This is a genomic window from Streptomyces sp. NPDC079141 (assembly GCF_040686775.1).
GTDB lineage: Bacteria > Actinomycetota > Actinomycetes > Streptomycetales > Streptomycetaceae > Streptomyces.
Genome location: NZ_JBFBLP010000007.1, coordinates 199222 through 224517, shown reverse-complemented (window position 1 = coordinate 224517; position 25296 = coordinate 199222). Strand labels below are relative to the sequence as shown.

The window sequence follows — 25296 nt, the reverse complement described above, 5'->3', positions numbered from 1 at the left end:
GGATCAACCACGCGCGGCAGCGAGGGATTCCCGGGCTGCGGCGGCGACGTTCTCGGCGGTGAAGCCGTACTCGGCGAACAGGGTCTGGGCATCGGCGGAGGCGCCGAAGTGTTCGAGGGAGACGATGCGTCCTGCGTCACCCACGAACCGGTACCACGTCAGACCGATCCCGGCCTCGACGGCGACGCGCGCTCGCACGGACGGCGGAATGACGGCGTCGCGGTACTCGCGCGGCTGCTGCTCGAACCACTCCACGGACGGCATCGACACCACGCGGGCGCCGATCCCGTCTGCTTCGAGCTGCTCGCTTGCGGCGACGGCGAGCTGGACCTCGGAGCCGGTGGCGATGAGGATCACCTGGGGGGTCCCGGTGGAAGAGTCCCTCAGGACGTAACCGCCCTTGGCCGCGTCCTCGTTGCGCTCGTACGTCGGCACGCCCTGACGGGTGAGGGCGAGGCCGTGCGGGGCCGGGTCGGTGGCGTGGCGGCGCAGGATCTCCGCCCAGGCGACGGCGGTCTCGTTGGCGTCGGCGGGCCGGACGATGTTCAGGCCCGGGATGGCGCGCAGGGACGCCAGGTGCTCGACCGGCTGGTGGGTGGGGCCGTCCTCGCCGAGGCCGATGGAGTCGTGCGTCCACACGTAGGTGACGGGCAGCTGCATCAGCGCGGACATCCGGACGGCGTTGCGCATGTAATCGGAGAACACCAGGAAGGTGCCGCCGTAGATGCGGGTGTTGCCGTGCAGGGCGATGCCGTTCATCTCCGCGGCCATGGAGAACTCGCGGATGCCGAAGTGGACGGTGCGGCCGTACGGGTCGGCCTCCGGCAGCGGGTTGCCCTTCGGCAGGAAGGAGCTGGTCTTGTCGATCGTGGTGTTGTTGGAGCCGGCCAGGTCGGCGGAGCCGCCCCACAGCTCGGGCAGGACCGCGCCGAGCGCCTGGAGGACCTTGCCGGAGGCGGCGCGGGTGGCAACGGACTTGCCGGGCTCGAACACCGGGACGGAGGACTCCCAGCCCTCGGGGAGCTGGCCGGCCACGATCCGGTCGAACAGCTCGGCCCGCTCGGCGTTGGCGCCGCGCCACTCGGCGATCTGCTTGTCCCAGGCCGCGTGCGCCTCGGCGCCCCGGTCCAGGGCCCGGCGGCTGTGCGCCAGCACCTCGTCGGCGACCTCGAAGCTCTGCTCCGGGTCGAAGCCCAACAGCCGCTTGGTGGCGGCGATCTCGTCCTCGCCGAGCGCGGAGCCGTGCGAGGCCTCGGTGTTCCGGGCGTTCGGGGCGGGCCAGGCGATGATCGTGCGCATCGAGATGATCGAGGGGCGGTCGGTTTCGGCCTGCGCGGCCTTGAGCGCCGCGTACAGGGCGTGTACGTCGACGTCGCCGTCCTCGGTGGGCTCGATGCGCTGGGTGTGCCAGCCGTAGGCCTCGTAGCGCTTCAGCACGTCCTCGGAGAACGCGGTCGCGGTGTCGCCCTCGATGGAGATGTGGTTGTCGTCGTAGACGAAGACCAGGTTGCCGAGCTTCTGGTGGCCGGCGAGCGAGGAGGCCTCGGCGGAGACGCCCTCCTCCAGGTCGCCGTCCGAGACGATCGCCCAGATCATGTGGTCGAACGGGGACTCACCCTCGGCGGCCTCGGGGTCGAACAGGCCGCGCTCGTAGCGGGCGGCCATCGCCATGCCGACGGCGTTGGCGACGCCCTGGCCGAGTGGGCCGGTGGTGGTCTCGACGCCGGCGGTGTGCCCGTACTCGGGGTGGCCGGGCGTCTTGGAGCCCTGGGTGCGGAACGACTTCAGGTCATCGAGCTCGACCTCGTACCCGGCGAGGAAGAGCTGGGTGTACAGCGTCAGCGAGGTGTGGCCGGGGGAGAGGACGAAGCGGTCACGGCCGGTCCACTCGGGGTCGGCGGGGTCGTGCCGCATCACCTTCTGAAAGATCGTGTATGCGGCGGGCGCGAGGCTCATCGCGGTGCCCGGGTGGCCGTTCCCGACCTTCTGTACGGCATCGGCCGCCAGCAGGCGGGCGGTGTCGACGGCACGCCGGTCGAGTTCGGTCCATTCGAAGCTGTCCGGTGTCTGCGTGCTCATCTGAAGCCAGTCCTCTTCAAGAGTTCATCGAATCCTGCGTCGTCCCTGGTGAGACGCGTTCGACTGTAAAAGTCTGACTTTTACGAGGGAAGGTCGGGGTGTGTCAGCCTGTGGTGAAAGTGGGACACCGGGCGGGCGGCAGAGGCGGTACAAGAAGGACATGGCAGGCAGAGCAGTACAAGGCGGCGAGAGCGACGCGGGCCGGGACGGCATCAGAACCTTCCCCTTCCCGGTCGATCTGAGCGTGCTCGGCGTCGGCATGCAGGTCGGCCCGATGGGACCCGGGCGCACCTGGCACGCCGAGGCGCCCCTGGACCGGGTGCACCGCATCGACTTCCACGTCGTGATGCTGTTCACCGGGGGACCCGTCCGCCACATGATCGACTTCGCCGAGTACGAGGCGGGCGCCGGCGACCTGCTGTGGATCCGCCCCGGACAGATCCACCGCTTCTCGGCCACGAGCGAGTACCGGGGAACCGTCCTCACCATGCAGCCCGGCTTCCTGCCCCGCGCCACCGTGGAGGCCACCGGCCTCTACCGCTACGACCTGCCGCCCCTGCTCCACCCCGACGAGCCGCAGCTCACCGCCCTCCAGGCGGCCCTCGACCAACTCCGCCGCGAGTACGAGGACACCACCACGCTCCCCCTGAGCCTGCACACCGCCGTCCTGCGCCACTCCCTCTCGGCGTTCCTGCTCCGCCTTGCCCACCTCGCGGCAAGCGCCCAGGAGGCATCCCGCCGCGAAGCCGGTTCGACCTTCACGCTCTTCCGGGACGCGGTCGAGCGGGGCTTCGCCACGAATCACAGCGTGAGCGCGTATGCCGACCAGCTGGGCTATTCGCGGCGCACTCTGGTGCGGGCGGTGCGGGCCGCGACGGGGGAGACCCCGAAGGGCTTCATCGACAAGCGCGTGATTTTGGAGGCGAAGCGGCTGCTGGCCCACACGGACCTGCCGATCGGGAGGGTGGGGGCGGCGGTGGGGTTCCCCGACGCGGCGAACTTCTCCAAGTTCTTCCACCAGCACACGGAGGTGACGCCGGCGGCGTTCCGGGCGGAACTGCGCTGACACGCCGAAGGGGCCCCACACGCGCGTGGGGCCCCGGCAGGGAAACGGCGCGTCAGCGCCCGAAGTTGAACCAGTTCACATTCACGAAGTCCGCCGGCTGCCCGCTGGTGAAGGTCAGATACACGTCGTGCGTGCCCGTCACCGAGCTGATGTTCGCCGGGATCGTCCGCCAGCTCTGCCAGCCGCCCGTGTTGGCCACCGCGAAACTGCCGATGGGGGCGTTGCTACGGCTGTCGAGGCGTACCTCGACCAGGCCGCTGACGCCGGAGCCGGCGCCGCTCGCCACCCGCGCGACGAACTGAGTGGCCGCCGTGGAGCCGAAGTTGACGCCCCGGAACAGTGCCCAGTCGCCATTGGCGATGGCGCCGATGTTCTGGCCGCCGCCCGAGTCCGAGGTCGCCTCGGTGATCGTGCCGGACTGGCTGTCGTGCGACTCGGCCTGGATGGCGCTGTAGGCGTCACGGTTGCCGGTAGGCGGAGGCGTGGTACCGCTCCCACCGGCCGACAGCACCTGGACGTAGTCGACGACCATCGAGTGGCCCGGCACGGTCGCGGCGTCCGGGCCGCCGCCGAACGCGTCCACGAAACCGCCGCCCATCGCCACGTTCAGGATGACGAAGAAGCCGTGGTTGGTGGCATTGGTCCAGGTCGTCGCGTCGACCTGATCGGCGCGCACGGTGTGGTAGTTGATGTCGTCGACGTAGAAGCGGATCTGCTCCGGACTGGTCGAGCGGTCCCACTCCGTCGCGTACGTGTGGAAGCCGGCCTGGCAGGTCGCGCCGGGGCAGGCGCGGGAGCCGCCGATGCCCGTCGTCTCGTTGCACGGCCCGCCGGGGCTGGTGCCGCAGTGCATCGTCGACCACACGGTGTTGAGGCCCTGGACGTTCTCCATGATGTCCAGCTCGCCGACGCTCGGCCAGTTCCAGTAGTTGCCGCGGTAGGGCGTGCCCAGCATCCAGAACGCGGGCCAGTAGCCGCGCGCGGCGGCGCCGGTGACGTTCGGCATCTGGATGCGGGACTGCACCCGCAGCTTGCCGCCCGCCGGGGGCTGGAAGTCGCCGCGGTTGGTCTCGATCCGGCCGGACGTCCAGTTGCCGGAGGCGTCGCGGCGCGGGGTGATGCGCAGGTTGCCGTTGCCGTCCAGGGCCACGTTGTCGGTGCTGGACGTCATGGTCTCGATCTCGCCGGTGCCCCAGTTGGCGGGGCCGCCGGGGTAGCCGTGGCCGGTCGCGTACTGCCAGTCGGCCGTGTTGACGCCGCTGCCCGCGGCGCCGTTGAAGTCGTCCACGAAGACCTGCGTCCAGCCCGACGGGGGCGGGGGAGCGGCGGCGCTCGCGGACGGGGTGACGGCCGTGGCGGCGACGGCCGCCAGGCCGAGCACGGAGAGTACGGCGATCAGGGCGCGGTGCCGTGCGGGTATGCGTCGTCTGGGTGTTCCGGAGGGTGCACTCATGGGGTGCCTCTCGGGTACGGGGTGTGGGGTGCGCGAGTGGCCTTGAGAGGTCTTGAGAGCGCTCTCAAAGTGCCGCCAATGTGCTCCCCGGCACCCCGGTCGTCAAGAGGTGAAGCAGGGAAATCCCTTTCACCGTCCGGGAGTTCACCCTGTGAATGGGTGCAGAACGGTCTACAGCGCGCTTCCCGCCCGCCACTGTGCCCAGGACAGGTTCCACCCGTTCAGCCCGTTGGCCGGATCGACCGTCTCCTCACCGGAGTTGGTCACGATCACCACGTCACCGAGCATCGAGCTGTCGTAGAACCGGTAGCCGTCCACCGACTTGTCGTCCGCGCCCTTCGCGTCGTGCAGTCCGATGCAACCGTGGCTGGTGTTCTCGCCGCCGAACACCGAAGCGGACGCCCAGTAGTTGCCGTGGATGAACGTGCCGGAGGTGGTCAGCCGCTGGGCGTGCGGGACGTCGGCGATGTCGTACTCGTCGCCGAGGCCGATCGTGGAGGACTCCATCCGGGTCTCCTTGAACCGCTCGCTGATCACCATGATCCCGGACCAGGTGGTGTGCTCGGCGTCGCCGCCGGTGACCGGGTAGGTGGCGACGGTCGCACCGTCCCGGACGACCGTCATCTGCTTCGTCTCCAGGTCGACCGTGCTGATCTGCTCGCGGCCGATGTGGAAGGTGACGTCCTTGGACTGGCTGCCGTAGACGCCGTCGGCGCCCGCCACGTCCTTCAGGCGCAGGCCGAGCGTGACCGTCGTCCCGGCGGCCCAGTACGTCTCGGGACGGAAGTCGAGCCGGGTGTCGCTGAACCAGTGGCCGACCACCTCGACGGCCGGTTCGGCGGTCACCGTGATCGCCCGCTCGACGGCGGCCCGGTCTGTCACGGCGTGCGTGAAGTTGATCGACACGGGCATGCCGACGCCGGACGTGGAGTCCGCCTCGGGCGTGAAATAGCCGACGAAGGTCTCGGCGGGCGAGCGGGTGGTGAAGGTCGCCTTCGTCGCCGCGGCGCCCTCCGCCCGCGCGACGACCGTGTACTTCGTGCCCGAGTACGGGTTCTCGTCCGAGGTCCACTTCGTCCTGGCGGCGTTGTAGGAACCGGCCAGCGTGGCGCCGTCGTTGCCGGTGACCTTTACGGACGCGAGCGTGCCGTCGGCCACGGTGACCTCGACCGGGCTGGTGAAGGCGGCCTGCTTCGTGCCGTCGGCGGGGGTCGTGGCGATCTTCGGCCGCCGTGCCGGGGCGGCCGTGGCGCCACCGGCCTCGGCGGCGTCCGCCGAACCGCCGCACCCGGTCAGAACGGCGGCGGGCGCCGCGCCGAGGACCGTGAGCACCCCGCGCCGGGACCACCTCCGCGAGGGCTGCTCGGACCGGTTCGATATGTGCGGGACACCCACGGCAGGCCTTCCTGATCCATCCATCCTTGCGCGTGAATGGTGCGCCCCGTACCTGGGGCGCACCTTTGAATCAGAGCTCCGCAGTCTGAGATTCCAGTGAGAGCTCCCCGCGGAACCGAGTCAGACCTTCGTCATGACGGGCGGCTCGGCCGCCGTCGGCTCCTCGCTCAGCCCGAACCGGTCGTGCGCCCGGCGCAGCGGACGCGGCGACCACCACGCACGCCGCCCGAGCAGCGCCATCGTCGCCGGGACCAGCAGCATCCGTACGACGGTGGCGTCGATCAGCACCGCGAGCGTGAGCCCCAGACCGATCTGGAGGATGGGCGAGAAGCCGCCCGTCATGAAGGCACCGAAGACGACCGCCAAAAGCAGGGCGGCGCAGGTGACCACACGCCCGGAGCGGCGCAGCCCCGTCACCACGGCCTCCTGGTCGTCGCCGCTCTGCCGCCGGGCCTCCCGCATCCGGGCCAGGATGAACAGCTCGTAGTCCATGGCGAGCCCGAACGCGATCGCGACGATCAGCGGCGGCGCCGTCAGGCTCAGCGCGCCCAGGCCCTCGGCGCCCAGCAGCCCGGCCAGATGGCCGTCCTGGAACACCCAGACCACCGCACCGAGCGCCGCGCCGAGACTGAGCAGCGTGGTCGCGATGGTGCGCAGCGGGATCAGCACCGACCCGGTGAAGGCGAACAGGAGCGCGAAGATCCCCGCCAGCACGGTCACGGCCGCCCAGGGCGCCCGCTCGGCGAGCATCGCCCGGAAGTCCACCAGCCGGGCGGCGACCCCGGTGACCTCGACCGGTTCGTCGCCGCGCAGCTCCCGTACCCGTTCGACCAGGTCGGTCGCCGCCCTGCCGTCGACGCTGCCGGGCGGCTGGAGCAGGACCACGGTGGTGCCGCCGGGCAGCTCGCGTGCGTCGGCGCCGGACAGGCCGCGGATCCGCTCGGCGGTCGCCGGGTCGGTGCCGGGCTTGATCACGACGGTGATCGGGTCGACCCCGGTGCCGGGCGGGAAGTGCGCGTCGACGGTGTCGTAGAGCTGTCGGGCCTCCGTGCTCGTGGGGAGCTGTTTGGCGTCGCCGATGTTGATCGTCAGGCCGGCGACGGGCAGCGCCAGCACCAGCAGCGCGGGGACGACCGTGGCGAGAACGGCGATACGGCGGCGCGCCGCGAAGCGGGCCAGGCGGGCGAACAGGCGGCCCTCCTCGCGGTCCGGCCCGACCCGGGACGGGGGGATCTTCCCGCCGAACCTCGTCAGCAGCGCGGGCAGCAGGGTGAGCGCGGCGAGCATGTCGACGACCACCACGGCGGCCACGGCCAGGCCCATGCTGCGCAGGAACACGCTCGGGAAGACCAGCAGCCCGGTCAGGCTGACGGCCACCGTGAGCCCGGAGAACAGGACGGTCCGCCCGGCCGCCGCCACCGTACGGTGCACGGCCTCCACGACGTCGTCGGTGCTCCGGCGCTCCTCACGGAACCGCACCAGCATCAACAGGGCGTAGTCCACGGCGAGTCCGAGCCCCAGCATGGTGGTGACCTGGATCGCGTACACCGAGATGTCGGTGAACTGACTGAAGCCGAACAGGGCCAGGAACGCGCCCGCGACGCCGCTGACCGCGATCACCAGGGGCAGTCCGGCCGCGCGCAGCCCGCCGAACACCAAGAGGAGCAGGGCGAGTACGACGGGCAGGGAGATCAACTCGGCGTTCCTCACGTCCTCCTGGGCCCGTTCGCCGAGTTGTCGGCCGAGCAGGTCGCCGCCGCTGACATGCACGTCGGGCGCGTCGATCCGCCGGATGCGTTCGGCGGCGGCGTCGGTCGCCTGCTCCGCCGCGTCGTCGTCGAGGCCGCCGTCGAAGGTGACCGGGATGATCAGGGCCTGTCCGTCCCGGGCGGTGAGACCGGGCGTGGTGTACGGATCGGGTACGGCGGTCACCCCGGCGATCTCACGGACGTCGGCGACGGCCCGCTCCACCTGGGCGCGCAGCGCGGCGTCGGAGACCGGTCCGCCCGCGACCACGGCGGTCACGGAGTCGCCGGACGGGTCGACGCCGGCGAGGTACTCCTCGGCCAGCTCCGACTCGGTGCCGGGCACGTCGGGCACGTCGTCGGAGAGCCGCCCGAAGACGCCCGTGCCGAGCCCGAAGCCGAGCAGCAGGAACAACAGCCAGAGGCCGATGACGGTCAGCGGACGGCGGGTCGCCGCCCGGGCGAGTGTGGAGAGCACGGCGCCTCCCGGCGAGTGGACGGTTGACAACGCCCCCAGACTCGTGCCGGACGGGGGGTCGCCGGATCGCCGGGGGGAGCGGTTTCCGGGCCTCGGTCGTACGGGGGAGAGGCGCGGGAGTCTCACTCCTGCGGGGGAGGAATGAACGGCACCGGTCAGGGAGTTGGACCGACCAACATCCGCGATCTTGAAGGAGCCCGCATGTCCGACGAACCCGCCGTCCGCGAGCTGCGCCTGGTGGTCACCGCCGAGGACTACGACGCCGCGCTGCACTTCTACCGGGATGTCCTCGGCCTGCCCGAGCGGGCCGCGTTCTCCTCCCCGGGCGGGCGGGTCAGCATCCTGGAGGCCGGGCGGGCCACGCTGGAGCTGACCGATCCCAACCATGCGGCGTTCATCGACGACGTGGAGGTGGGGCGGCGGGTCGCCGGGCACATCCGGGTGGCGTTCGAGGTGGACGACTCGCCCGCTACGACGCGGAAGCTGGCCGACGCCGGGGCGGAAGTCGTCGCCGAGCCGACCCGTACCCCCTGGAACTCGCTGAACTCCAGGCTGGAGGCGCCGGGCGGTCTTCAGCTCACCCTCTTCACGGAACTGGACGGCTAGGGCGCCCCCGGCGTCACCAGCCCCGTCTCGTAGGCGCAGATCACCGCCTGCACCCTGTCCCTGAGGCCCAGCTTGCTCAGGACGTTGCTGACATGCGTCTTGACCGTGTGCTCGCTCACGAACAGGGCCGCGGCGATCTCCGCGTTGGACAGGCCCCGGGCGAGCATCCGCAAGGTCTCCACCTCGCGGGCGGTCAGGATGTCCAGACGCTGGGGGGTGACATCGGCGGCGGCCTGTTCGCGGCGGCGGTGCACGATGTCGGCGACCAGGCGGCGGGTCACCGCCGGGGCGAGCAGCGAGTCCCCGGCGGCGACCACGCGCACGGCGTGCACGAGGTCGTCGCGGCGCACGTCCTTGAGGAGGAAGCCGCTGGCGCCCGCGTACAGCGCCTCGTACACGTACTCGTCCAGGTCGAACGTGGTCAGCATGACCACCTTGCACGCCGACTGGGCGCACACCCGCCGCGCGGCCTCCAGGCCGTCCATCTCCGGCATACGGATGTCGAGGAGCAGCACGTCGGGCGCGTGCGCCTGCACCGCGGCCACCGCCTCGACGCCGTCCCCGGCCTCGGCGACCACCTCGATGTCCGCCTGCGCCTCCAGAATCATGCTGAAGCCACTGCGGACCAGCTCCTGATCGTCGGCGACGACCACGCGGATGCTCACCCGAGCGCCGCCTCCCGCTCGGCGACCACCGGCAGACGCACGACAACCCGAAACCCACCGTCCGGACCGGGCCCGACATCCGCCGTACCCCCACAGGCGACGGCCCGCTCCCGGATCCCGATCAGGCCGTGCCCGCTCGGGGGGCGCCCGCCGAGATCCTGCCCGGTGACTCCGTGCCCGGTCGGGCTGTGCCTGCCGGGCTCCTGCCCGGTGACTCCGTGTCCGCTCGGGCCGTGCCTGCCGGCGTCCTGCCCGGTCATTCCGTGTCCGGTCGGGGGGCGCCCGCCGGGGCTTTGCCCGAACACGTTCGGGCTGTGGCCGCGGCGGTCTTGTGGGTCAGGACCCTGTCCGTCCAGAGCCGCCCCGTCGCCCGATGCCGCGCGGTCTTGCCGGGTCGGGCCGGGTCCGGCAGGGCTTTGCGGGGTCGAGGCGTGTCCGTGCCGGTCCTGTGCGCCAGACCCCTGTCCGTCCAGGTGCGCCCCGCCGCCTGGCGCCCCGCCGCCTGGCGCCCCGCCGCCTGGCGCCCCGCCGCCTGGCGCCGCGGCGCCAGGCGCGGTCGGTCCGCGTCCGCCCCGGCGCTGTTCATCAGAACGCCACCCGACCAGCCCGGCCCCGTCGCCCGACCCCGCCGGACCCCTGCCGTCGTCCGTGATCGTCAGTGTCAACTCCTCCTCCGTCCAGTCGAGTGCGACCGTGGCGCCGGTAGCGTACGCGTGCTTGACGGTGTTGGTGAGGGCTTCCTGGACCACGCGGTAGGCGGCGACGCCGGTGTCGGGCGGGAGGGGTCGGGGGATGCCGGCTGTTCGCAACTCGACATGCAGGCCGGTGGATTCGGTGACCTGGTGGATCAGGGTGGCCAGGGACTCGGGGCCCGGCTGCGGGTGCCGGTGGGCGCTGCCGTCGAGGCGGTCCTCCTTGAGTACGCCGAGGATCCTTCTGAGCTGGGACATCGCGTCCCGACCGGTTTCCGCGATCGCGTCGAACGCCGCTTCCGCGCGCGCGGGATCGCTGCGCACCACCACCGGGCCCGCTTCCGCCTGCACAACCATCAGGCTCACGGCGTGGGCCAGGATGTCGTGCATGTCGCGGGCGATGCGGGAGCGTTCCTGGGCGATGGCGCGCGCGGTGTCGGCGGCCCGCTCCCCCTCAAGGCGCCGGGCCCGGTCCTCCAGCGCCGCGGTGTAGGCACGCTGCATCCGGGCGATCACCCCGAGCCCGTACGCGCACAGGACGCCCATCAGATGGAAGGCGTACTCGAAGGGGAGGGCGTTCTCCTTGTGCTGCATGGTCAGACTGGTGCCGATCAGCCAGCCCACCAGCATCAGCCGCCGCTGCCAGGCGGGGCCGCGGGCGGCCATGGTGTAGAGGACGACCAGGCCGCCGTAGCTCACGTCCGGCGGGGGCGCGTGGTAGACCGCCATCGCGGGGGTGGCCACCGAGACCAGGCAGGCGGTGGTCATGGGGGCCCGCCGGCGCCACACCAGCGGCACCGCCGTGGCCGCGCCGAGCAGCCAGCCCTGCCAGGTCAGGACGTCGTCACCCTCGTCGGGGAAGAGCCACTGCAAGGAGACGGCGAACAGTACGAGCGCGGCGAGGGCGGCGTCGACGACGTACGGGTTGGTGGTGCGCAGCCGTGCGACGAGCGGTGTGATCCATGACCGTGGGGACATCGGCGGCTCCTCGGGGGCCGGGGGACGTTCCAGTATTCCGGCGTCCGGGCGGCCGGGTCCTCACCGGTGAGAGGGATATCGCCCTTTCGATTGTGATCGTTCCGATGCCGCGGGAAGGGAACCGCAGACCGGGACAATCCCTCTCTACGGTCGACACACAGCGCCCACCGCGGGAGTGACGCATGCCGAGCCGCCGCCGTTTCCTCACCGCGGCCGCCGCCGTACCGGTGGCGGCCACGGGGGCCGTGGCGTGCGAGGCCGACGACGAGGCGCTGCCGCCGCCGGACGGCAAACGGGCCGCCGCCGTGCCGGCCGTGCAATCCGGGTCGGACCGGCTCAACTTCGTCGTCATCCTCGCCGACGACCTCGGTTACGGCGAACTCGGCTCCTACGGCCAGAAACTCATCCGCACCCCGCGCCTGGACGCCCTCGCCGCCGAGGGACTGCGCTTCACCGACGCCTACGCCACTGCCCCCGTTTGCGCGCCCTCGCGCTGCTCGCTGCTCACCGGACTGCACGGCGGCCACGCCACCGTCCGGGAGAACCCGTGGGGCCCGGGCGGCCAAGGGGCGCTCACCGACGGGGACTTCACCTTCGCCGAGGCGCTCCGGGCGCTCGGCTACCGCACCGGTCTCATCGGCAAGTGGGGCTTCGGCCCGGAGCTGCCGGACCAGCCGAGCCACCCCAACTCCCGTGGTTTCGAGGAGTTCTACGGCTACATCGGCCATCGCCACGCCCACGACTACTACCCCGCGTACCTGTGGCACAACGGCACCCGGCAGGAGATCCCCGCCAACCGGGGCGGCGCCCGCGAGGTCTACGCGCCCGACCTGATCGAGGAGCGGGCGCTGGCCTTCCTCGACGCGCATCGCGCCGAGCCGTTCCTGCTCCACCTCACCCCGACCCTGCCGCACGCCCCCAGCCGGATCCCCGACGAGGGCGACTACGCCGACCGCCCCTGGCCCGGCCCGGACCGGCGGCACGCCGCGCAGGTCACCTTTTTCGACACCCTCGTCGGCAAGGTCGTCGACCGGCTCACCGGCCTCGGCATCGCCCACCGCACCCTGATCCTCGTCACCAGCGACAACGGCCCGCACGAGGAGGGCCGTACCAACCCCGAACTCTTCGCCGCGGCGGGCCCGTTGCGCGGGTACAAGCGCAATCTGTACGAGGGCGGCATCCGCGTCCCGCTCATCGCCTGGTCCCCGCGGCGCGTGCCGGCCGGCACCACCGACCGCCCCACCCCGCTCACCGACCTGCTGCCCACCCTCGCCGACCTCGCCGGAGCGCCCGCCCCGACGGACGTCGACGGCCTCTCGCTGGCCCCGCTGCTGCGCGGCTCCGCGCACGCGGCCCGCCACGACCACCTGTACTTCTACCGCAACCACAGCGGGGTCACCCCGCGCGCCGACGCCGTCGACCAGGGCCGGGGCCGCAGGCTGGCGGAGGCCCTCAGGCGCGGTGACCTGAAGGCGGTGCGGTTCGCGCCGGGGGAGGACCGGACCGCTCCCGACGACCGGTGGGACGTGGAGCTGTACGACCTCGCGCGCGACCCCGGTGAGCAGCACGACCTCGCCGCCGCCCGGCCCGCCCAGGCCGATGCCCTGGTGAAGCTGATGCGCGAGTCGTGGGCCACGGCGCCCCACCGGCGCGAGCCCTTCGGCCTCAGCCTCCAAGTGGCGGCCGAGGGGCCTGAGTTCACCGTGACCGCCACCCTGGCCAACGGCTCCGCCCGGCCCTGGACCGCGCCCCGGCTCGCCCTGCGCGCCCCCGGCGGATGGCGCCTGCGCGCCCTGGACCCGGTCACCGCCCCTCGCCTCGCGGCGGGCGAACGGCTCACCGTGCGCTGGCGGGTCACCCCCGCCCGGGTCAGTGCCGACACCACCCTCGCCTGCCGGGCCACGGCACGGCATGCGGGCGAAGAGGTGACGTACACGGCCCGCGTCACGCCGGGCTGACCGTCAGGGCCGCCACCCCAGTCCCCGCGAGATCCCCCGCGCCGCGATCCGCACCGCCGGTGCCAACACCGGTACCTGGGCGTCGAGTTGAGGTACGACCACGGACACGGCCGCGACCACCGCGCCGCCCGGACCGCGCACCGGAGCGGCCACCGACAGGGCGTCGTCGGTGACCTGACGGCTGCTCACCGCGACCCCGGTCCGCCGCACCTCGGCCAGCACCCGGCGCAGCCGCGCCGGTTCGGTGATCGTGTACGGCGTGAACGAGGCCAGTGGTCCCGCGCAGTACTCCTCCTGGAAGGCGGGGTCTTCGTGCGCCAGGAGCGCGAGGCCGACGCCGGTGGCGTGCAGGGGCCAGCGCGCGCCGACCCGGATGTGCACGCCGACCGCCGACCGGCCGGACAGCCACTCGATGTAGACGACCTCCGTACCGTCGCGCACCGCCAACTGCACGTTCTCGTGCGTGGCTTCGTACAGGTCCTCCAGGTACGGCAGCGCGACCTGCCGCAGCGCGAGCCCGCGCGGGGCGAGCGCCGCGATCTCCCACAGCCGCAGCCCGACGTGGTAGACGCCGCAGGCGTCCCGTTCCAGGGCGCCCCACTCGGTGAGGGCGCCCACCAGCCGGTGTGCGGTGGTGAGGCTCAGCCCGGCCCGCCGGCTGATGTCCGTCAGGCTCAGGGCCGGATGTTCGTGGTCGAACGCGGCGAGCACGGACAGCAGCCGGTCGGGCGCGGAGCGGGGGGTCATGGCCGGGCGTCTCCCGGGTGCGCCAGGTCGTAGGGGCGGGGGTACGGCGTGGGACGGTGGCCGACGTACCTGGCCTCGCTGTCCGGATCCGCCTGCTGCGCACGGGAGTTGAGCGCGGCCGGGGCGGTGTCCCAGCGTCCGGTGTCCAGTCGCTCCTCCAGGGTGTGCAGGGCGCCCAGTGTCTCGCCCGGGGTGAAGGTGCAGTGGCCGGGTGCGTCGACGTAGGCCTGGTCGAGCAGCGCGCCCGAGCCGGCCGCGGTGGCGGCCCTGCGGTAGGCGCTCTCGGACTGTACGGGGATCAGGGCGTCGCCGGTGGTGTGGATGTTCAACTGGGGGTCGGTGAGCCGGCCGTTGAAGACGCTGGTGGCGCGCATCCACCGTACGGCCGCCGGGTCGGCGGAGATCCGGGGTGCCCGGTCGAGGGCCTTGAGGTCGTTGTGCAGGGGCACACCCGCCTCCTTGTAGAGCGCGGTCACCTCCTTGTAGAGCGGCGAGCGGTGGAGCATCGCGGTGTAGTCGACGCCGGTGTTCCAGGCGGGGTTGCCGCCCGCCCGGCTCTCGGCCTCCTGGCGCCAGCTGAAGGCGGGGAGCTGGACGAGCCCGAGGACGGCGGAGTACTGGTTGGCCTGCTGGGCGTTCCAGTCGGTCGGCGCGGGCTCGGGCTGCGTGGCGTCGTTGTACCCGGGGATGTTGTGCAGGGCCGCGGCGAGCGCGATGCGGGCGCGGCCCACGGCGGTCTCCTGGGCGGCGGTGACATCACCGGTGAGGGCCTGTGCGGCGCTCTGCGCCTCGGCCTGGTCGGTGAAACCGGTCAGCGGGACGTCGGTGCCGAACAGGGTCTTCAGCGCGAACACCGGGTCCAGCGTGCTGTTCCAGTTGGCCACGCCGCCCTGCACCAGGCCGCACATCGACAGGGAGCCGTCGAAGCGGTCGGCGTGCCGTTCGGCGAGGGTCGTGGTGACCAGACCGCCGTACGAGGTGCCCCAGGCGAGGGTGCGCCGGGCGGTGCCGAACCGGTCGGTGAACAGGTCCAGGGTGGCGAGCTGGTCGGGGACGGCATCGGTCACGGCCCAGCCGGTGGAGGCATAGGAGGAGCCGATGAGCGCGTACCCCTGGTCCAGGAGCTTGTCGAGGGTCGCCGTGTCGGGCGCGTTCTGGGCGGGGTTGGGCCAGCCGGCGGCGCGGTAGCCGTGGCTGTAGAGGAGAACGGTGCCGTTCCAGTCGGCGGGCACGTCCATCAAGTAGGTGGCTCCCGAGGGGAGTCGGCCCTCCACGTGGGTGTCCGAGGCGGGCGGTGCGGCGGCCACGCAGAGGGTGACGGCCAGCGCGGCAACGAGAGTTCTCAACGCGGGGTCCCTTCCGGGGTGGGGGTCACGGCGTGGGGTGCGGCCGGTTCCAGGGTGTTGCCGTGCGTCTCGCGCATCCGCCAGACGGTGAGCGCGGTGATGGCCGCGCCGCCGCACAGCAGCAGCGAGACGGGGGTGCTGCCCCCGCCGTTCGAGGCGAGCAGGCTGCTCGCGATGAGTGGGGAGAAGCCGGCACCGATCAGTGTGGCCGCCTGGTAGCCCAGGGAGGCGCCGGTGTAGCGGACGCGGGTGCCGAACATCTCGGTGAGCAGGGCGCCGAGCGGGCCGTACATCGTGGACTGGGCGATGCCGTGGCCGAGGACGAGGGCGAGGATCAGCAGGCCGGGGGAGCCGGAGTCGACCAGCGCCAGCACCGGGAAGGCGAGCGCGGCCGAGGCGACGGCGCCGGCCAGCACGACGGGGCGGCGGCCGATCCGGTCGGAGAGCGCGGAGGCGGTGGGCAGCACCAGCAGGGCCACGCAGGAGGCGACCGTCACGGCGGTGAGCACCTGCGGGCGGCTGTACCCCCGGTCCACCGCGTACGAGATCATGAAGCCGGTCAGCAGGGACTGCGCGGTGAACGCGCCGATGCCGACACAGGCGGCCAGCAGCACCGGCTTCGGGCGGCGCAGGACCTCCAGCACGGGTGGTTTGTCGAGGGGTTGGGGCTTGGTGAACAGCGGGCTCTCGGCGACCTTGAGGCGGACGAACATCCCGACGCCCAGCAGGACCACGCTGAGCAGGAACGGCACCCGCCAGCCCCAGGAGCGGAAGTCGTCGTCGGGGAGGGTGGAGACGAGGGTGACGACGCCGGCCGAGAGCACCGAGCCGAGCGGGGCGCCGAGCTGGGTGAAGCTCGACCACAGTCCGCGGCGCGCGCCCTGGGTGCGCTCGGCGTGCTCGACGACCATGAGGGTCGCGCCGCCCCACTCGCCGCCGATCGCGATGCCCTGGACGACGCGCAGCAGCACCAGGAGCACGGGCGCCCACACGCCGATCGCGTCGTAGGTGGGCAGCAGGCCGATGAGGAAGCTGCCGCAGCCCATCAGGAGCATGGTCAGCAGCATCATCGACTTGCGGCCCACGCGGTCGCCGTAGTGACCGAAGAGGATGCCGCCGAGCGGTCGGGCCAGATAGCCCGCGGCGAAGGTGCCGAAGGCGGCGATCGTGCCGACCGCGGGGTCGGCCCGGGGGAAGAACAGCTCGCCGAAGACGAGCGCGGCGACGGTGCCGTAGACGAGGAAGTCGTAGAACTCGACGGCCGTGCCGAGCAGGCCGGAGAGGGCTACGCGGCGCAACTGCCTGGTGTCTGAGGTGGGTTGGGATGGCTGCACGGGGAGCTCCCTGGGGACGAGGGCGGGATGCCACCGTGAAGTTAGGCATCACTCGTGCAGCCGTCAATAATTTGCACAACATCAGTTCCCCGGCTTCTCCTCCGCGATCCGCAGCAGCAGGGCGTGCAGGGTCTCGCGCTCCTGCGGATCCAGCGGGCCCAGCAGCTCGCCCGTCACCTTGTGGCTCGCCTCGTCGGTGTCGCACAGAAAGCCGCGGCCGCCCTCGGTCAGGACGACGATCCGGCTGCGGCGGTCGTCGGGGGCGGGGCGGCGCTCGGCGAAGCCCAGCTTCTCCAGGTCGTCGACCAGGCCGACGATCGCGCTCGGGTCGTAGCCGAGCCGGGCGCTCAGCTCCCGCTGGAGGGCGCCTTCGCCGGTGGCGAGGAAGCGCAGCACCGCGTAGTGGCGCAGCCGCAGTCCGGACTCCTGGAGGCAGGCGTTGAACAGCTGCCCGGAGCGCAGGCCCAGCCGGTAGAGCAGGTAGCCCGTGTCCGCGTGCAGTTCGCGCATCCAGGGCTCGTTCGCATCGATGGCGGTGGTCTTCATGGCCCCAGTCTTTCGCAGAGTGCGGTTGGGAACAACTATTGACGTCACCAATTATTGCTCTTAGCTTCGATCTCCGTCGCACTACCTCGCGAAGGGATTCGCCCGTGCCCAGCATCGATCTCACCGGCAAGGCCGCCGTCGTCACCGGCAGCGGCCGGGGTCTCGGCCTCGCCTACGCCCACGCCCTCGCCGCCCACGGCGCGTCCGTGGTCGTCAACGACGTCGACGAGGCCGTGGCCGAACAGGCCGTGAAGTCCATCACCGAGGCGGGCGGCACGGCCGTCGCCGAGGTGGTCGCGGTCGGCACGGCCGAGGCCGCCGACCGGCTCGTGACCCGCGCGGTCACCGAGTTCGGACGCCTTGACGTCCTGGTCACCAACGCCGGCATCCTGCGCGACAAGGTGCTGTGGAAGATGACCGACGACGACTTCGACGCGGTCGTCACCACCCATCTCAAGGGCACCTTCACCTGCGCCCGCGCCGCCGCCGTCCGCATGCGCGAGCAGGGCGAGGGCGGCAGCCTGATCCTGGTCGGCTCACCGGCCGGGCAGCGCGGCAACTTCGGGCAGACGAACTACGCCGCCGCGAAGGCCGGCATCGCCGCCATGACCCGCACCTGGTCGATGGAGCTGGGCCGCGCGGGCATCACCGTCAACGCGATCGTGCCGGTGGCCGCGACCGCGATGACCGAGACCATCCCCGCCTTCGCCCCATACATCGAGGCCATGCGCGACGGCGAGCCGCTGCCCGACTTCCTGCGCAAGGGCGAGGGCTTCGGCACCCCCGAGGACTGCGCGGCCCTCGTCCCCTTCCTCGCCTCCGAGGCCGCCCGGCAGGTCACCGGCCAGTGCATCGGCATCGGCGGCGACAAGGTGGCACTCTGGTCGCATCCGCAGGAGATCCGCGCCGCCTACGCCGACGGCGGCTGGACCCCCGACGCGCTGGCCGACGCCTGGCCGACCTCCGTGGGCGCCGAACTCCAGACGGTCGGCATCCCGGCGCCGAAGCTCCCGGAGGCGTGATGGACGTTCAGTCACTGGTCGCGATCGACGTCCACACCCACGCGGAAGTGTCCTCCAAGGGCCACTCCTCCCTGGACGACGACCTGCACGACGCCTCCTCCGCCTACTTCAAGGTCGAGGGCAAGCGGAAGCCGACCCTTGAGGAGACGGCCGCCTACTACCGCGAGCGGAGCATGGCCGCCGTGATCTTCACGGTGGACGCCGAGTCGGCCACCGGCACCGCACCGGTCCCCAACGAGGAGGTCGCCGAGGCGGCGGCCGCCAACGCGGACGTCCTCATCCCCTTCGCCTCGATCGACCCCTTCCGCGGGAGGGCGGGCGTGCGGCAGGCGCGCCGGCTGGTCGAGGAGTACGGCGTCAAGGGCTTCAAGTTCCACCCCAGCATCCAGGGCTTCTTCCCCAACGACCGCTCGGTGGCCTACGACCTGTACGAGGTGATCGAGGAGACGGGCACCATCGCCCTCTTCCACACCGGTCAGACGGGCATCGGCGCCGGAGTCCCCGGCGGGGGCGGGATCCGGCTGAAGTACTCCAACCCGCTGCACGTCGACGACGTGGCCGCCGACTTCCCGCACCTGAAGATCATCCTGGCGCACCCGTCCTTCCCCTGGCAGGACGAGGCCCTGGCCGTCGCCACGCACAAGCCGGGCGTGCACATCGACCTGTCCGGCTGGTCGCCGAAGTACTTCCCGCCGCAGCTCGTGCAGTACGCCAACACACTGCTGAAGGACAAGGTCCTCTTCGGCTCCGACTTCCCCGTCCTCACCCCCGACCGCTGGCTCGCCGACTTCGACAAGCTGACGATCAAGGACGAGGTGAAGCCGAAGATCCTCAAGGAGAACGCCGCCCGACTGCTCGGGCTGACCACACCGTAAAGGGGCGTGACCATGCGCAACGAGGGACTGGGGTCGTGGCCCGCACGCCGGGCCCGCAAGACCCCGCACCGCACCGCCCTGATCCACGGCGACACGGCCTTCACCTACGCGCAGCTGTACGAGCGCACCACCCGCCTTGCCCACGCCCTGCGCGCCCGGGGCGTCCGGCGCGGCGACCGGATCGCCTACCTCGGCCCCAACCACCCCTCCTACCTGGAGACGCTGTTCGCCGCGGGCACGCTCGGTGCCGTCTTCGTCCCGCTCAACACCCGGCTGGCCGGCCCCGAGATCGCCTACCAGCTGGCCGACTCCGGTGCGAAGGCCCTCGTCCATGCCTCGCTGTACGACGGCACGGACGTCGCCGTCCGCATCGAGGTCGGCGAGGAGTACGAGGCGGCGGTCGCGTCCGCCGCCGACGAACCGCTCGACGAGCCCGTCACGCCCGACGACACCTGCATCATCATGTACACCTCGGGCACGACCGGCCGCCCCAAGGGCGCGATGCTCACCCACGCCAACCTCACCTGGAACGCGGTCAACGTCCTCGTCGACACCGACCTGATCGCCGACGAACGGGCCCTGGTCTCCGCCCCGTTGTTCCACACGGCGGGCCTGAACATGCTGACGCTGCCGGTGCTGCTCAAGGGCGGCACCTGCGTCCTGGTCGAGGCCTTCGACCCGGACGCCACCTTCGAGCTGATCGCCCGGCACCGGATCACGTTCATGTTCGGGGTGCCCACGATGTTCGACCTGATCGCCCGGCATCCGCGCTGGCCCGCCGCCGACCTGTCGTCCCTGCGCATCCTGACCTGCGGCGGCTCCCCGGTACCCACCCCGTTGATCGCCGCCTACCAGGAGCGCGGCCTGACCTTCCTCCAGGGCTACGGCATGACGGAGGCCTCGCCCGGGGTGCTCTTCCTGGACGCCGAGCACGCGATCGGCAAGGCGGGGTCGGCGGGCGTGCCGCACTTCTTCAGCGACGTGCGCGTCGTACGGCCGGACATGACCCCGGCCGACGTCGGCGAGACCGGCGAGGTGGTCGTGCGCGGCCCGCATGTCATGCCCGGCTACTGGGGGCTGCCCGAGGAGACGGCCGCCTCCTTCTCGGACGGCTGGTTCCGCAGCGGCGACGCAGCCCGGATTGACGGGGACGGCTACGTCTTCGTCGTCGACCGCATCAAGGACATGATCATCTCCGGCGGCGAGAACATCTACCCGGCCGAGATCGAGGACCTGCTCCTCGCCCACCCCGACATCGTCGAGTGCGCGGTCATCGGCGTGCCGGACGACAAGTGGGGCGAGGTCCCGCGCGCGGTCGTCGTGCCGCGCGAGGGCGTCCCGCTCGACCCCGACGACGTACTGGCCGCCCTGGCCGGACGCCTCGCCAAGTACAAGATCCCGAAATCGGTGGTGATCGCGGAGGCCCTCCCGCGTACCGCCTCCGGAAAGCTCCTCAAGTCCCGTGTCCGCACCCGGTACGGCAACAGTTAAGGAACCCCATGAGCATCACCGTGAACGGCCTCGACGAACTGAAGAAGCTCGCGGGCAGCGACCTCGGCACCAGCGAATGGATCGAGGTCACCCAGGAGCGCATCGACACCTTCGCCGACGCCACCGGCGACCACCAGTGGATCCACGTGGACCCCGCCCGCGCCGCCGAGGGACCCTTCGGCGCCCCCATCGCCCACGGCTATCTCACGCTCTCCCTCTTCATCCCCCTCTTCACCGAACTCCTCGACGTCCAGGGCGTCACCACCAAGGTCAACTACGGCCTGAACAAGGTGCGTTTCCCCTCCCCGGTGAAGGTCGGCTCACGCATCCGGCTGTCCGGCCGGCTCACCGAGGTCGAGGACGTGCCGGGCGGGGTGCAGATCACCGTCGACGGGGCGATCGAGATCGAGGGCGGCGCGAAGCCGGCGGCCGTGCTGCAGAGCCTGTCGCGGTTCTACGCCTGAGCCTCGCGCACGGGCACGAGGTCGAGCAGCCGCTCCGCCGAGGCGTCCGCGAGCGGACTCAGCCGCTCGTGGACCGCCCGGAACGTCTTCTCGGCCCGGTCGGCCGGCCAGTCGTCCGGCAGATGCTTCACCGGCAGACGGGGGTCGCGGCGGACGATTCGGAGCCACTCCGTCTGGAGGCGCAGACGCAGGGCGAGGGCCTCGTCGGCCTCCGGCGGCTGCGTCTCCCAGGGGCTCCAGCGGGTAGCGAACGCCTCGTAGCGCGCGGCCAGTTCGGACAGCTCCCAGGTCTCCTCGATCATCGCGCCGATGTCCATGCCGGCATCCGCGTGGGCGCGGAAGATCTTCACATGGGCGGACAGGCCGAGCTCGGCGACCAGTTCCTGGACGTCGACCTCGCCCGGCGCGATCCACAGTCCGCTGAACAGCGGGCCGAAGCCGCTCCAGGTGAGCTGGGAGCGCAGGTCGTGGCGCTGGCGCTGCCAGGACTCGGGCAGCGAGAAGCCGAGCAGCGTCCAGGTGCCGTCCCAGTGCCGGTTGACCGCCCCGGTCTGCCAGATCCGCCGCTCGCCGCCGCGCAGCACGGCCGTCGAGCGCTCCGTCAGCCCGAAGTACATCCGGCGACCCTCGCGCTGGCGGCGCAGCAGACCGCGGTTCACCATCCGGGTCAGCGTCGAGCGCGTCGCCTGCTCGCCGACGCCCGCGCGGGCGAAGACGTCGATGACGCTGCCCGAGTACACGCAGACGTCCCGGCCGAGCACCTGCTCGCCCAGGAACGTCAGCATCAGGGACTGGGGCCGCAGCGACTCTTCCGTGCTCACGCGGCCCACGGTACCTCCGGTCGATCAGTGCGTGTCCACGAAGACGGGGTTGGAATAGAACCATGTATCGGCCCACGGGTCGCCGTTGCCGGGCTCGTGCGGGACCGGCCCGTGCGGGTCGACCGAGGCGCCCAGGAAGCCCGCGCCGTGGCGGTTGCCGTCGCTGCCGCGCAGCCGGACGTAGAAGGACTCGTCCCCGGCGGTCAGCGGGATGCGCAGGGTGTACGTCCCCTTCCGGCCGCTGACGTCCCTTGTCTCCACGACCCTGGTGTCGGGCGCCCGCCAGGAGTCACGGTCGGCGGACGGGCCGCGCACCGCGCCCCGGATGACGTCCACATGGGCCAACTCGGGCAGGATCCCTTGCGGGTTGGGCCGGGAGGCGGACGTCACCGTCACGTCGAGGACGAGCTTCTCGCCCTTGCGGACGCGCAGCCTGCCGCCCAGGGTGACGCCCCGCCCGTAGTCGCCCGCGCGCTTGAGGCGCACCTCAAGACCGTCCAGCAGATGCCCGTGGTCCAGCCAGACGCGGCCCGCGCGCAGGCCCGCCATCACCGCGCGGTAGCCGTAGCGGGTGACGCCGACATGGGTGCGGGAGAACTGGCCGGGCCAGAAGTCGCTGCCGGGCTGGGCGGTGTCGGTGTTCACCGGGTCGGGCAGCCGGCCGGTGCTGTCGAAGTTCTGCCCGGCCGGCCAGTCGCCGTTGCGCCAGGTGTCGAAGACGATGCGGTGGGCGTCGGAGTTCGTGGTGATCGAGAACAGCCGGCCCTCCGCCAGCATCGCGTCCCACAGTCCGCCGACGGTCGCGGTCGCCCAGTCGAAACCGCCGTACGTGAGATACGCGTTCGCCGGGTAGCCGGCCCAGGACTGCGCCGACGGCTTGTTCTCGTACTCGCCGCGGATCGAGGCAGAGCCGCGCCAGCCGGGAATGGCCGCGCCCTGGGCTCCCGGCGCGCCCTCCATGCCGATCATGATCTCGGGGGCCGCGTCCCGCCAGTTCCGCAGCTCGTGCGGGGAGTCGATACCCAGGCGCATCGGGTGGTTGGCGAGGACCAGCACGTCGTCGATGTAGCCGGTGCGGCGCTGCTCGGCCAGCCACTGGATCGCCTTGACGGCGTGGGCCTCGTTGCGTGCAGTGTCGGCGCCGCCCGCGGAGCCGTCGGTCCAGCCCAGCAGCTTGCCGTCGTAGGCGCTCTCGAACCGGGTGAGGAGGTCCACCTCGTGCGGGCCCGGGGCGGCGAAGACCGTGCAGTGCTCGGCGGCCGGGATGTACCACTCCAGGCCCTGGAAGATCAGCTGGCGCGGGTTCTCGGCCCGCGCCTTGAGGATCTCCTCGTGCTCCAGCGGGGCGCCGTAGCGGGCGTGCCCGAAGTTGGAGTGCTCGGTGAACACCATCCAGTCCAGGCCGTACTTCGCGCCCGCGGCGGCCAGTTGGGAGAACGTGTACTTGGCGTCGTGGCTGTAGACGGAGTGGATGTGGTGGTCGCCGACGAGGTAGGCCAGGCGCGGATCGTCCTGGCTCGCGGTGGACGCCGCCGCGGGCACGGCGGCCGAACCCAGGGCGAAGGCGGCACCGAACAGGCCCGCACCGCGCAGGAGTCCGCGCCGGGACAGGCCCTGCGGGTCGAGGGAAGCGGGCGACACGGCTGGATCGGCCCAGGCGGGCAGCTGCTGGTCGTTCACGGGTGGCCTCTTTCGTGACGGGGTGTCAGTGGTTCATGAACGACGTGACGGGCAGCGCCCGTTCGACGATCCGGACGTCGCCGAGCCGGCCGTGCAGGATCTGGTCGATCTGCCCGGCGTACTCGTAGCCGCCGAGCAGCCAGGGCAGGCCCACCGAGGTGATGCCGATCGCCGCGGCCCTCGGATTGCGGACCACCGGGCAGCCCTCGACGTAGAGCGTGGTGTGCTCGCCGTCGTTGACGACCGCCAGGTGCCACCAGGTCTCCAGCGGTGTCTCCTGGCCCCAGTTGGTGGCGATGCCCTCCTGGTTGAGCGGGCGCACGGCCCATTGCGGCTCGCGGTCGTTGGACAGTGACAGCGTGGCCAGCGGCTCGTCGGGGTCGTCGGCGGTCTTGCCCGCGGCGCCGCCCGTGCCGGTGCGGCCGACGAGGCCGGACCAGGCGTGGTGCGAGGGGTCCCAGTCGGCGGGGAGACGATAGAACGCCTCGATGGTGTAACCGGCCTTGAAGGTGGCCGAGTTGATGGGCGCGCTCTCGACCGTGCGCAGATACGCGCCCGTCAGTGGCGACTTGTCGCCCCGGAACTCCAGGCTGCCGTGGCCCGGTTGGTCGGGATGGTGGTCGGCGGACCAGCCGAGCGTGCCACCGCCCACGCTGACCAGGGCGAGGTCGTTGCCGCGGCCGGACAGGTCGCGCACCGTGTCGGTCACCGCGCTCCCGAAGCGCCAGTAGGCCACCGTGCCCGGTACCAGCATCCGCGAGGCCGGCCGCTCCGGACGGGCGGGGACCGGGGCGAAGCCGGAGAAGCGGTCGGCGAAGTCGATCCCGACCGTGAACCGGTCGGCGTCGCCGCTGAGTTCGATCTCCTGCCGCTCCAGCTCGTTGAGCCCCTCGGCGGCCCGGCCCAGGATCCACGGCGAGACCGTCTCGACGTCGATGACGTTCCGGTCCAGGTCGAAGCGGTAGAGCCGGATCATCGCGGCGCCGCCGAAGTAGCGGTTCTGGTAGTTCGTCAGATGCAGATGGACGTCATGTCCGGCCGCATTCCTGCGGGTCGCGCGGGCGGCGGGCCAGTAGTGGCCGTTGAGGGTGAGGAAGATCTGGTCGTGGTCCTCGATCAGGCGGTCCCACAACTGCTGCCCGTAGGAGGAGAGGGTGTCGTCCTCGACGACCAGCTCGTGCGTCGTGAGGATCACCGGCGTCCTCGGATGCCGGGCGAGGACGTCCTTCGCCCACGCGTACCCCCGGTCCGACAGCCGCCAGTCGAGCGCGAGCACCAGCCACTCCCGGCCGGCCGCCCGGAACAGATGGAAGGTGTTGTAGCCGTCGGCCGAGGCCCCCGCGAAAGTGGAGCTGCCCTTGAACCGGTCCGGACCGAAAGCCTTCAGGTACGGGGACGCACCGCGCTGGTCGGTCGTCGACGACTTCACGTCGTGGTTGCCGGCCAGGACGCTGTAGCCGACGTCCCGCCGGTCCAGCAGCCCGAACGCCTCGCTGATCGCGGCGACTTCGGCCACGGCCCCGTTCTGGGTGAGGTCACCGAGGTGGGACAGGAAGACGATGTTCTCCTCCCTGCCCTGCTCCAGGAGGTAGCGCAGCGAGGCCTCGACGGGAGCCTTGTCGATGCTGGGCCCGTCGAAGAGGTACTGCGTGTCCGGCATGACGGCGAGCGTGAAGCGGCGGCTTTCCGGGTCCGGCCGCCACCGGCTGTCCGGGGCCGCCTCGGCCGCCGTCGGCAGCGCGAGGCCCGCCGTGGCGGCGGCGCCGAGCAGCGCGGTGGCCCGCAGGAAGCTGCGGCGTCCGGCGCCGGCCTGGGCATGCTCGGACCCGTGTTCGGGCGAAGTGCACACGTGTGC

The 25296-nt window shown here is 71.8% G+C and carries 20 protein-coding genes; 7 read left to right on the top strand and 13 right to left on the bottom strand.

Annotated features, from left to right (window positions below; all coding sequences use genetic code 11):
• Nucleotides 1-3 precede the first annotated feature (3 nt).
• Entirely contained in the window at nt 4-2079 is a 2076-nt protein-coding gene (gene tkt, locus AB0Q90_RS21295) for a transketolase (RefSeq protein WP_363159904.1), read from the bottom strand.
• A gap of 160 nt (nt 2080-2239) precedes the next feature.
• Here tkt and AB0Q90_RS21290 point away from each other — a divergent pair, with 160 nt between their 5' ends.
• Entirely contained in the window at nt 2240-3145 is a 906-nt protein-coding gene (locus AB0Q90_RS21290; protein ID WP_363159905.1) for an AraC family transcriptional regulator, read from the top strand.
• 52 nt (nt 3146-3197) lie between these two features.
• On the opposite strand, the gene AB0Q90_RS21285 is transcribed toward AB0Q90_RS21290, so the two are convergent.
• From AB0Q90_RS21285 to AB0Q90_RS21275, 3 genes are all read right to left on the bottom strand, one after another.
• Nucleotides 3198-4598 (bottom strand): glycoside hydrolase family 16 protein, encoded by a 1401-nt coding sequence (locus AB0Q90_RS21285; RefSeq protein WP_363159906.1) that lies wholly within the window; start codon nt 4596-4598, stop codon nt 3198-3200.
• Nucleotides 4599-4769: 171 nt separating this feature from the next.
• Nucleotides 4770-5993, bottom strand: coding sequence for an Ig-like domain-containing protein (locus AB0Q90_RS21280; protein WP_363159907.1), 1224 nt, complete (start codon nt 5991-5993; stop codon nt 4770-4772).
• Nucleotides 5994-6113: 120 nt separating this feature from the next.
• Nucleotides 6114-8216 (bottom strand): MMPL family transporter, encoded by a 2103-nt coding sequence (locus AB0Q90_RS21275; protein ID WP_363159908.1) that lies wholly within the window; start codon nt 8214-8216, stop codon nt 6114-6116.
• Nucleotides 8217-8417: 201 nt separating this feature from the next.
• On the opposite strand from AB0Q90_RS21275, the gene AB0Q90_RS21270 reads away from it, so the two are divergent.
• Nucleotides 8418-8822, top strand: coding sequence for a VOC family protein (locus tag AB0Q90_RS21270; RefSeq protein WP_363159909.1), 405 nt, complete (start codon nt 8418-8420; stop codon nt 8820-8822).
• Here AB0Q90_RS21270 and AB0Q90_RS21265 read toward each other — a convergent pair.
• Nucleotides 8819-9487, bottom strand: coding sequence for a response regulator transcription factor (locus AB0Q90_RS21265; protein ID WP_363159910.1), 669 nt, complete (start codon nt 9485-9487; stop codon nt 8819-8821). The two genes, AB0Q90_RS21270 and AB0Q90_RS21265, sit on opposite strands and share 4 nt — an antisense overlap.
• Nucleotides 9484-11157 carry a histidine kinase gene (locus AB0Q90_RS21260; protein WP_365733461.1) on the bottom strand — a complete coding sequence of 558 codons (1674 nt, stop codon included), beginning with the start codon at nt 11155-11157 and terminating at the stop codon, nt 9484-9486. Before AB0Q90_RS21260 ends, AB0Q90_RS21265 begins: the two co-directional genes overlap by 4 nt.
• 182 nt (nt 11158-11339) lie before the next feature.
• On the opposite strand from AB0Q90_RS21260, the gene AB0Q90_RS21255 reads away from it, so the two are divergent.
• Nucleotides 11340-13115 carry a sulfatase-like hydrolase/transferase gene (locus AB0Q90_RS21255; RefSeq protein ID WP_363159912.1) on the top strand — a complete coding sequence of 592 codons (1776 nt, stop codon included), beginning with the start codon at nt 11340-11342 and terminating at the stop codon, nt 13113-13115.
• 3 nt (nt 13116-13118) lie between these two features.
• Here the strand turns inward: AB0Q90_RS21255 and AB0Q90_RS21250 are convergent, their stop codons facing one another.
• The 4 genes from AB0Q90_RS21250 to AB0Q90_RS21235 all read right to left on the bottom strand — a co-directional run bounded on the left by AB0Q90_RS21250 (nt 13119) and on the right by AB0Q90_RS21235 (nt 17052).
• Complete coding sequence (locus AB0Q90_RS21250) at nt 13119-13862, bottom strand: IclR family transcriptional regulator (RefSeq protein ID WP_363159913.1); 744 nt, start codon at nt 13860-13862, stop codon at nt 13119-13121.
• The gene (locus AB0Q90_RS21245) at nt 13859-15208 is read right to left on the bottom strand and encodes a prolyl oligopeptidase family serine peptidase (RefSeq protein ID WP_363159914.1); all 1350 of its coding nucleotides are present in this window, start codon (nt 15206-15208) and stop codon (nt 13859-13861) included. Before AB0Q90_RS21245 ends, AB0Q90_RS21250 begins: the two co-directional genes overlap by 4 nt.
• Nucleotides 15205-16542, bottom strand: a complete 1338-nt coding sequence (locus AB0Q90_RS21240; RefSeq protein WP_363159915.1) for an MFS transporter — start codon at nt 16540-16542, stop codon at nt 15205-15207. The genes AB0Q90_RS21245 and AB0Q90_RS21240 overlap by 4 nt, the downstream gene beginning before the upstream one ends.
• 81 nt (nt 16543-16623) lie before the next feature.
• Entirely contained in the window at nt 16624-17052 is a 429-nt protein-coding gene (locus tag AB0Q90_RS21235; protein WP_363160083.1) for a MarR family transcriptional regulator, read from the bottom strand.
• Between the two features lie 140 nt (nt 17053-17192).
• Here AB0Q90_RS21235 and AB0Q90_RS21230 point away from each other — a divergent pair, with 140 nt between their 5' ends.
• Genes AB0Q90_RS21230 through AB0Q90_RS21215 form a run of 4 tightly spaced genes read left to right on the top strand, consistent with a single transcriptional unit; the run spans nt 17193 to nt 20940 of the window.
• Nucleotides 17193-18110, top strand: coding sequence for an SDR family oxidoreductase (locus AB0Q90_RS21230; RefSeq protein ID WP_363159916.1), 918 nt, complete (start codon nt 17193-17195; stop codon nt 18108-18110).
• Nucleotides 18110-18985: an amidohydrolase family protein gene (locus AB0Q90_RS21225; protein ID WP_363159917.1), complete on the top strand. Its 876-nt coding sequence runs from the start codon at nt 18110-18112 to the stop codon at nt 18983-18985. Before AB0Q90_RS21230 ends, AB0Q90_RS21225 begins: the two co-directional genes overlap by 1 nt.
• Before the next feature lie 12 nt (nt 18986-18997).
• Nucleotides 18998-20476 carry an o-succinylbenzoate--CoA ligase gene (gene menE, locus AB0Q90_RS21220; protein ID WP_363159918.1) on the top strand — a complete coding sequence of 493 codons (1479 nt, stop codon included), beginning with the start codon at nt 18998-19000 and terminating at the stop codon, nt 20474-20476.
• Between the two features lie 8 nt (nt 20477-20484).
• A complete protein-coding gene (locus AB0Q90_RS21215; RefSeq protein WP_363159919.1) occupies nt 20485-20940 on the top strand; it encodes a MaoC family dehydratase in 456 nt (151 codons plus the stop codon).
• On the opposite strand, the gene AB0Q90_RS21210 is transcribed toward AB0Q90_RS21215, so the two are convergent.
• From AB0Q90_RS21210 to AB0Q90_RS21200, 3 genes are read right to left on the bottom strand one after another with little or no spacing between them, the layout of a single operon-like run.
• A complete protein-coding gene (locus AB0Q90_RS21210; RefSeq protein ID WP_363159920.1) occupies nt 20931-21761 on the bottom strand; it encodes a PaaX family transcriptional regulator C-terminal domain-containing protein in 831 nt (276 codons plus the stop codon). The two genes, AB0Q90_RS21215 and AB0Q90_RS21210, sit on opposite strands and share 10 nt — an antisense overlap.
• A gap of 24 nt (nt 21762-21785) precedes the next feature.
• The gene (locus tag AB0Q90_RS21205; RefSeq protein ID WP_363159921.1) at nt 21786-23441 is read right to left on the bottom strand and encodes a PHP domain-containing protein; all 1656 of its coding nucleotides are present in this window, start codon (nt 23439-23441) and stop codon (nt 21786-21788) included.
• A 25-nt stretch (nt 23442-23466) separates the two neighbouring features.
• Nucleotides 23467-25290 carry a LamG-like jellyroll fold domain-containing protein gene (locus AB0Q90_RS21200; RefSeq protein WP_363159922.1) on the bottom strand — a complete coding sequence of 608 codons (1824 nt, stop codon included), beginning with the start codon at nt 25288-25290 and terminating at the stop codon, nt 23467-23469.
• Between the last annotated feature and the right edge of the window lie 6 nt (nt 25291-25296).

Bases quoted from the DNA above. Each gene is read 5' to 3' on its own strand.
- tkt (WP_363159904.1), bottom strand. From the start codon at position 2,079: ATGAGCACGCAGACACCGGACAGCTTCGAATGGACCGAACTCGACCGG.
- AB0Q90_RS21290 (WP_363159905.1), top strand. From the start codon at position 2,240: ATGGCAGGCAGAGCAGTACAAGGCGGCGAGAGCGACGCGGGCCGGGAC.
- AB0Q90_RS21285 (WP_363159906.1), bottom strand. From the start codon at position 4,598: ATGAGTGCACCCTCCGGAACACCCAGACGACGCATACCCGCACGGCAC.
- AB0Q90_RS21270 (WP_363159909.1), top strand. From the start codon at position 8,418: ATGTCCGACGAACCCGCCGTCCGCGAGCTGCGCCTGGTGGTCACCGCC.
- AB0Q90_RS21260 (WP_365733461.1), bottom strand. From the start codon at position 11,157: ATGTCCCCACGGTCATGGATCACACCGCTCGTCGCACGGCTGCGCACC.
- AB0Q90_RS21255 (WP_363159912.1), top strand. From the start codon at position 11,340: ATGCCGAGCCGCCGCCGTTTCCTCACCGCGGCCGCCGCCGTACCGGTG.
- AB0Q90_RS21250 (WP_363159913.1), bottom strand. From the start codon at position 13,862: ATGACCCCCCGCTCCGCGCCCGACCGGCTGCTGTCCGTGCTCGCCGCG.
- AB0Q90_RS21235 (WP_363160083.1), bottom strand. From the start codon at position 17,052: ATGCGCGAACTGCACGCGGACACGGGCTACCTGCTCTACCGGCTGGGC.
- AB0Q90_RS21225 (WP_363159917.1), top strand. From the start codon at position 18,110: ATGGACGTTCAGTCACTGGTCGCGATCGACGTCCACACCCACGCGGAA.
- menE (WP_363159918.1), top strand. From the start codon at position 18,998: ATGCGCAACGAGGGACTGGGGTCGTGGCCCGCACGCCGGGCCCGCAAG.
- AB0Q90_RS21215 (WP_363159919.1), top strand. From the start codon at position 20,485: ATGAGCATCACCGTGAACGGCCTCGACGAACTGAAGAAGCTCGCGGGC.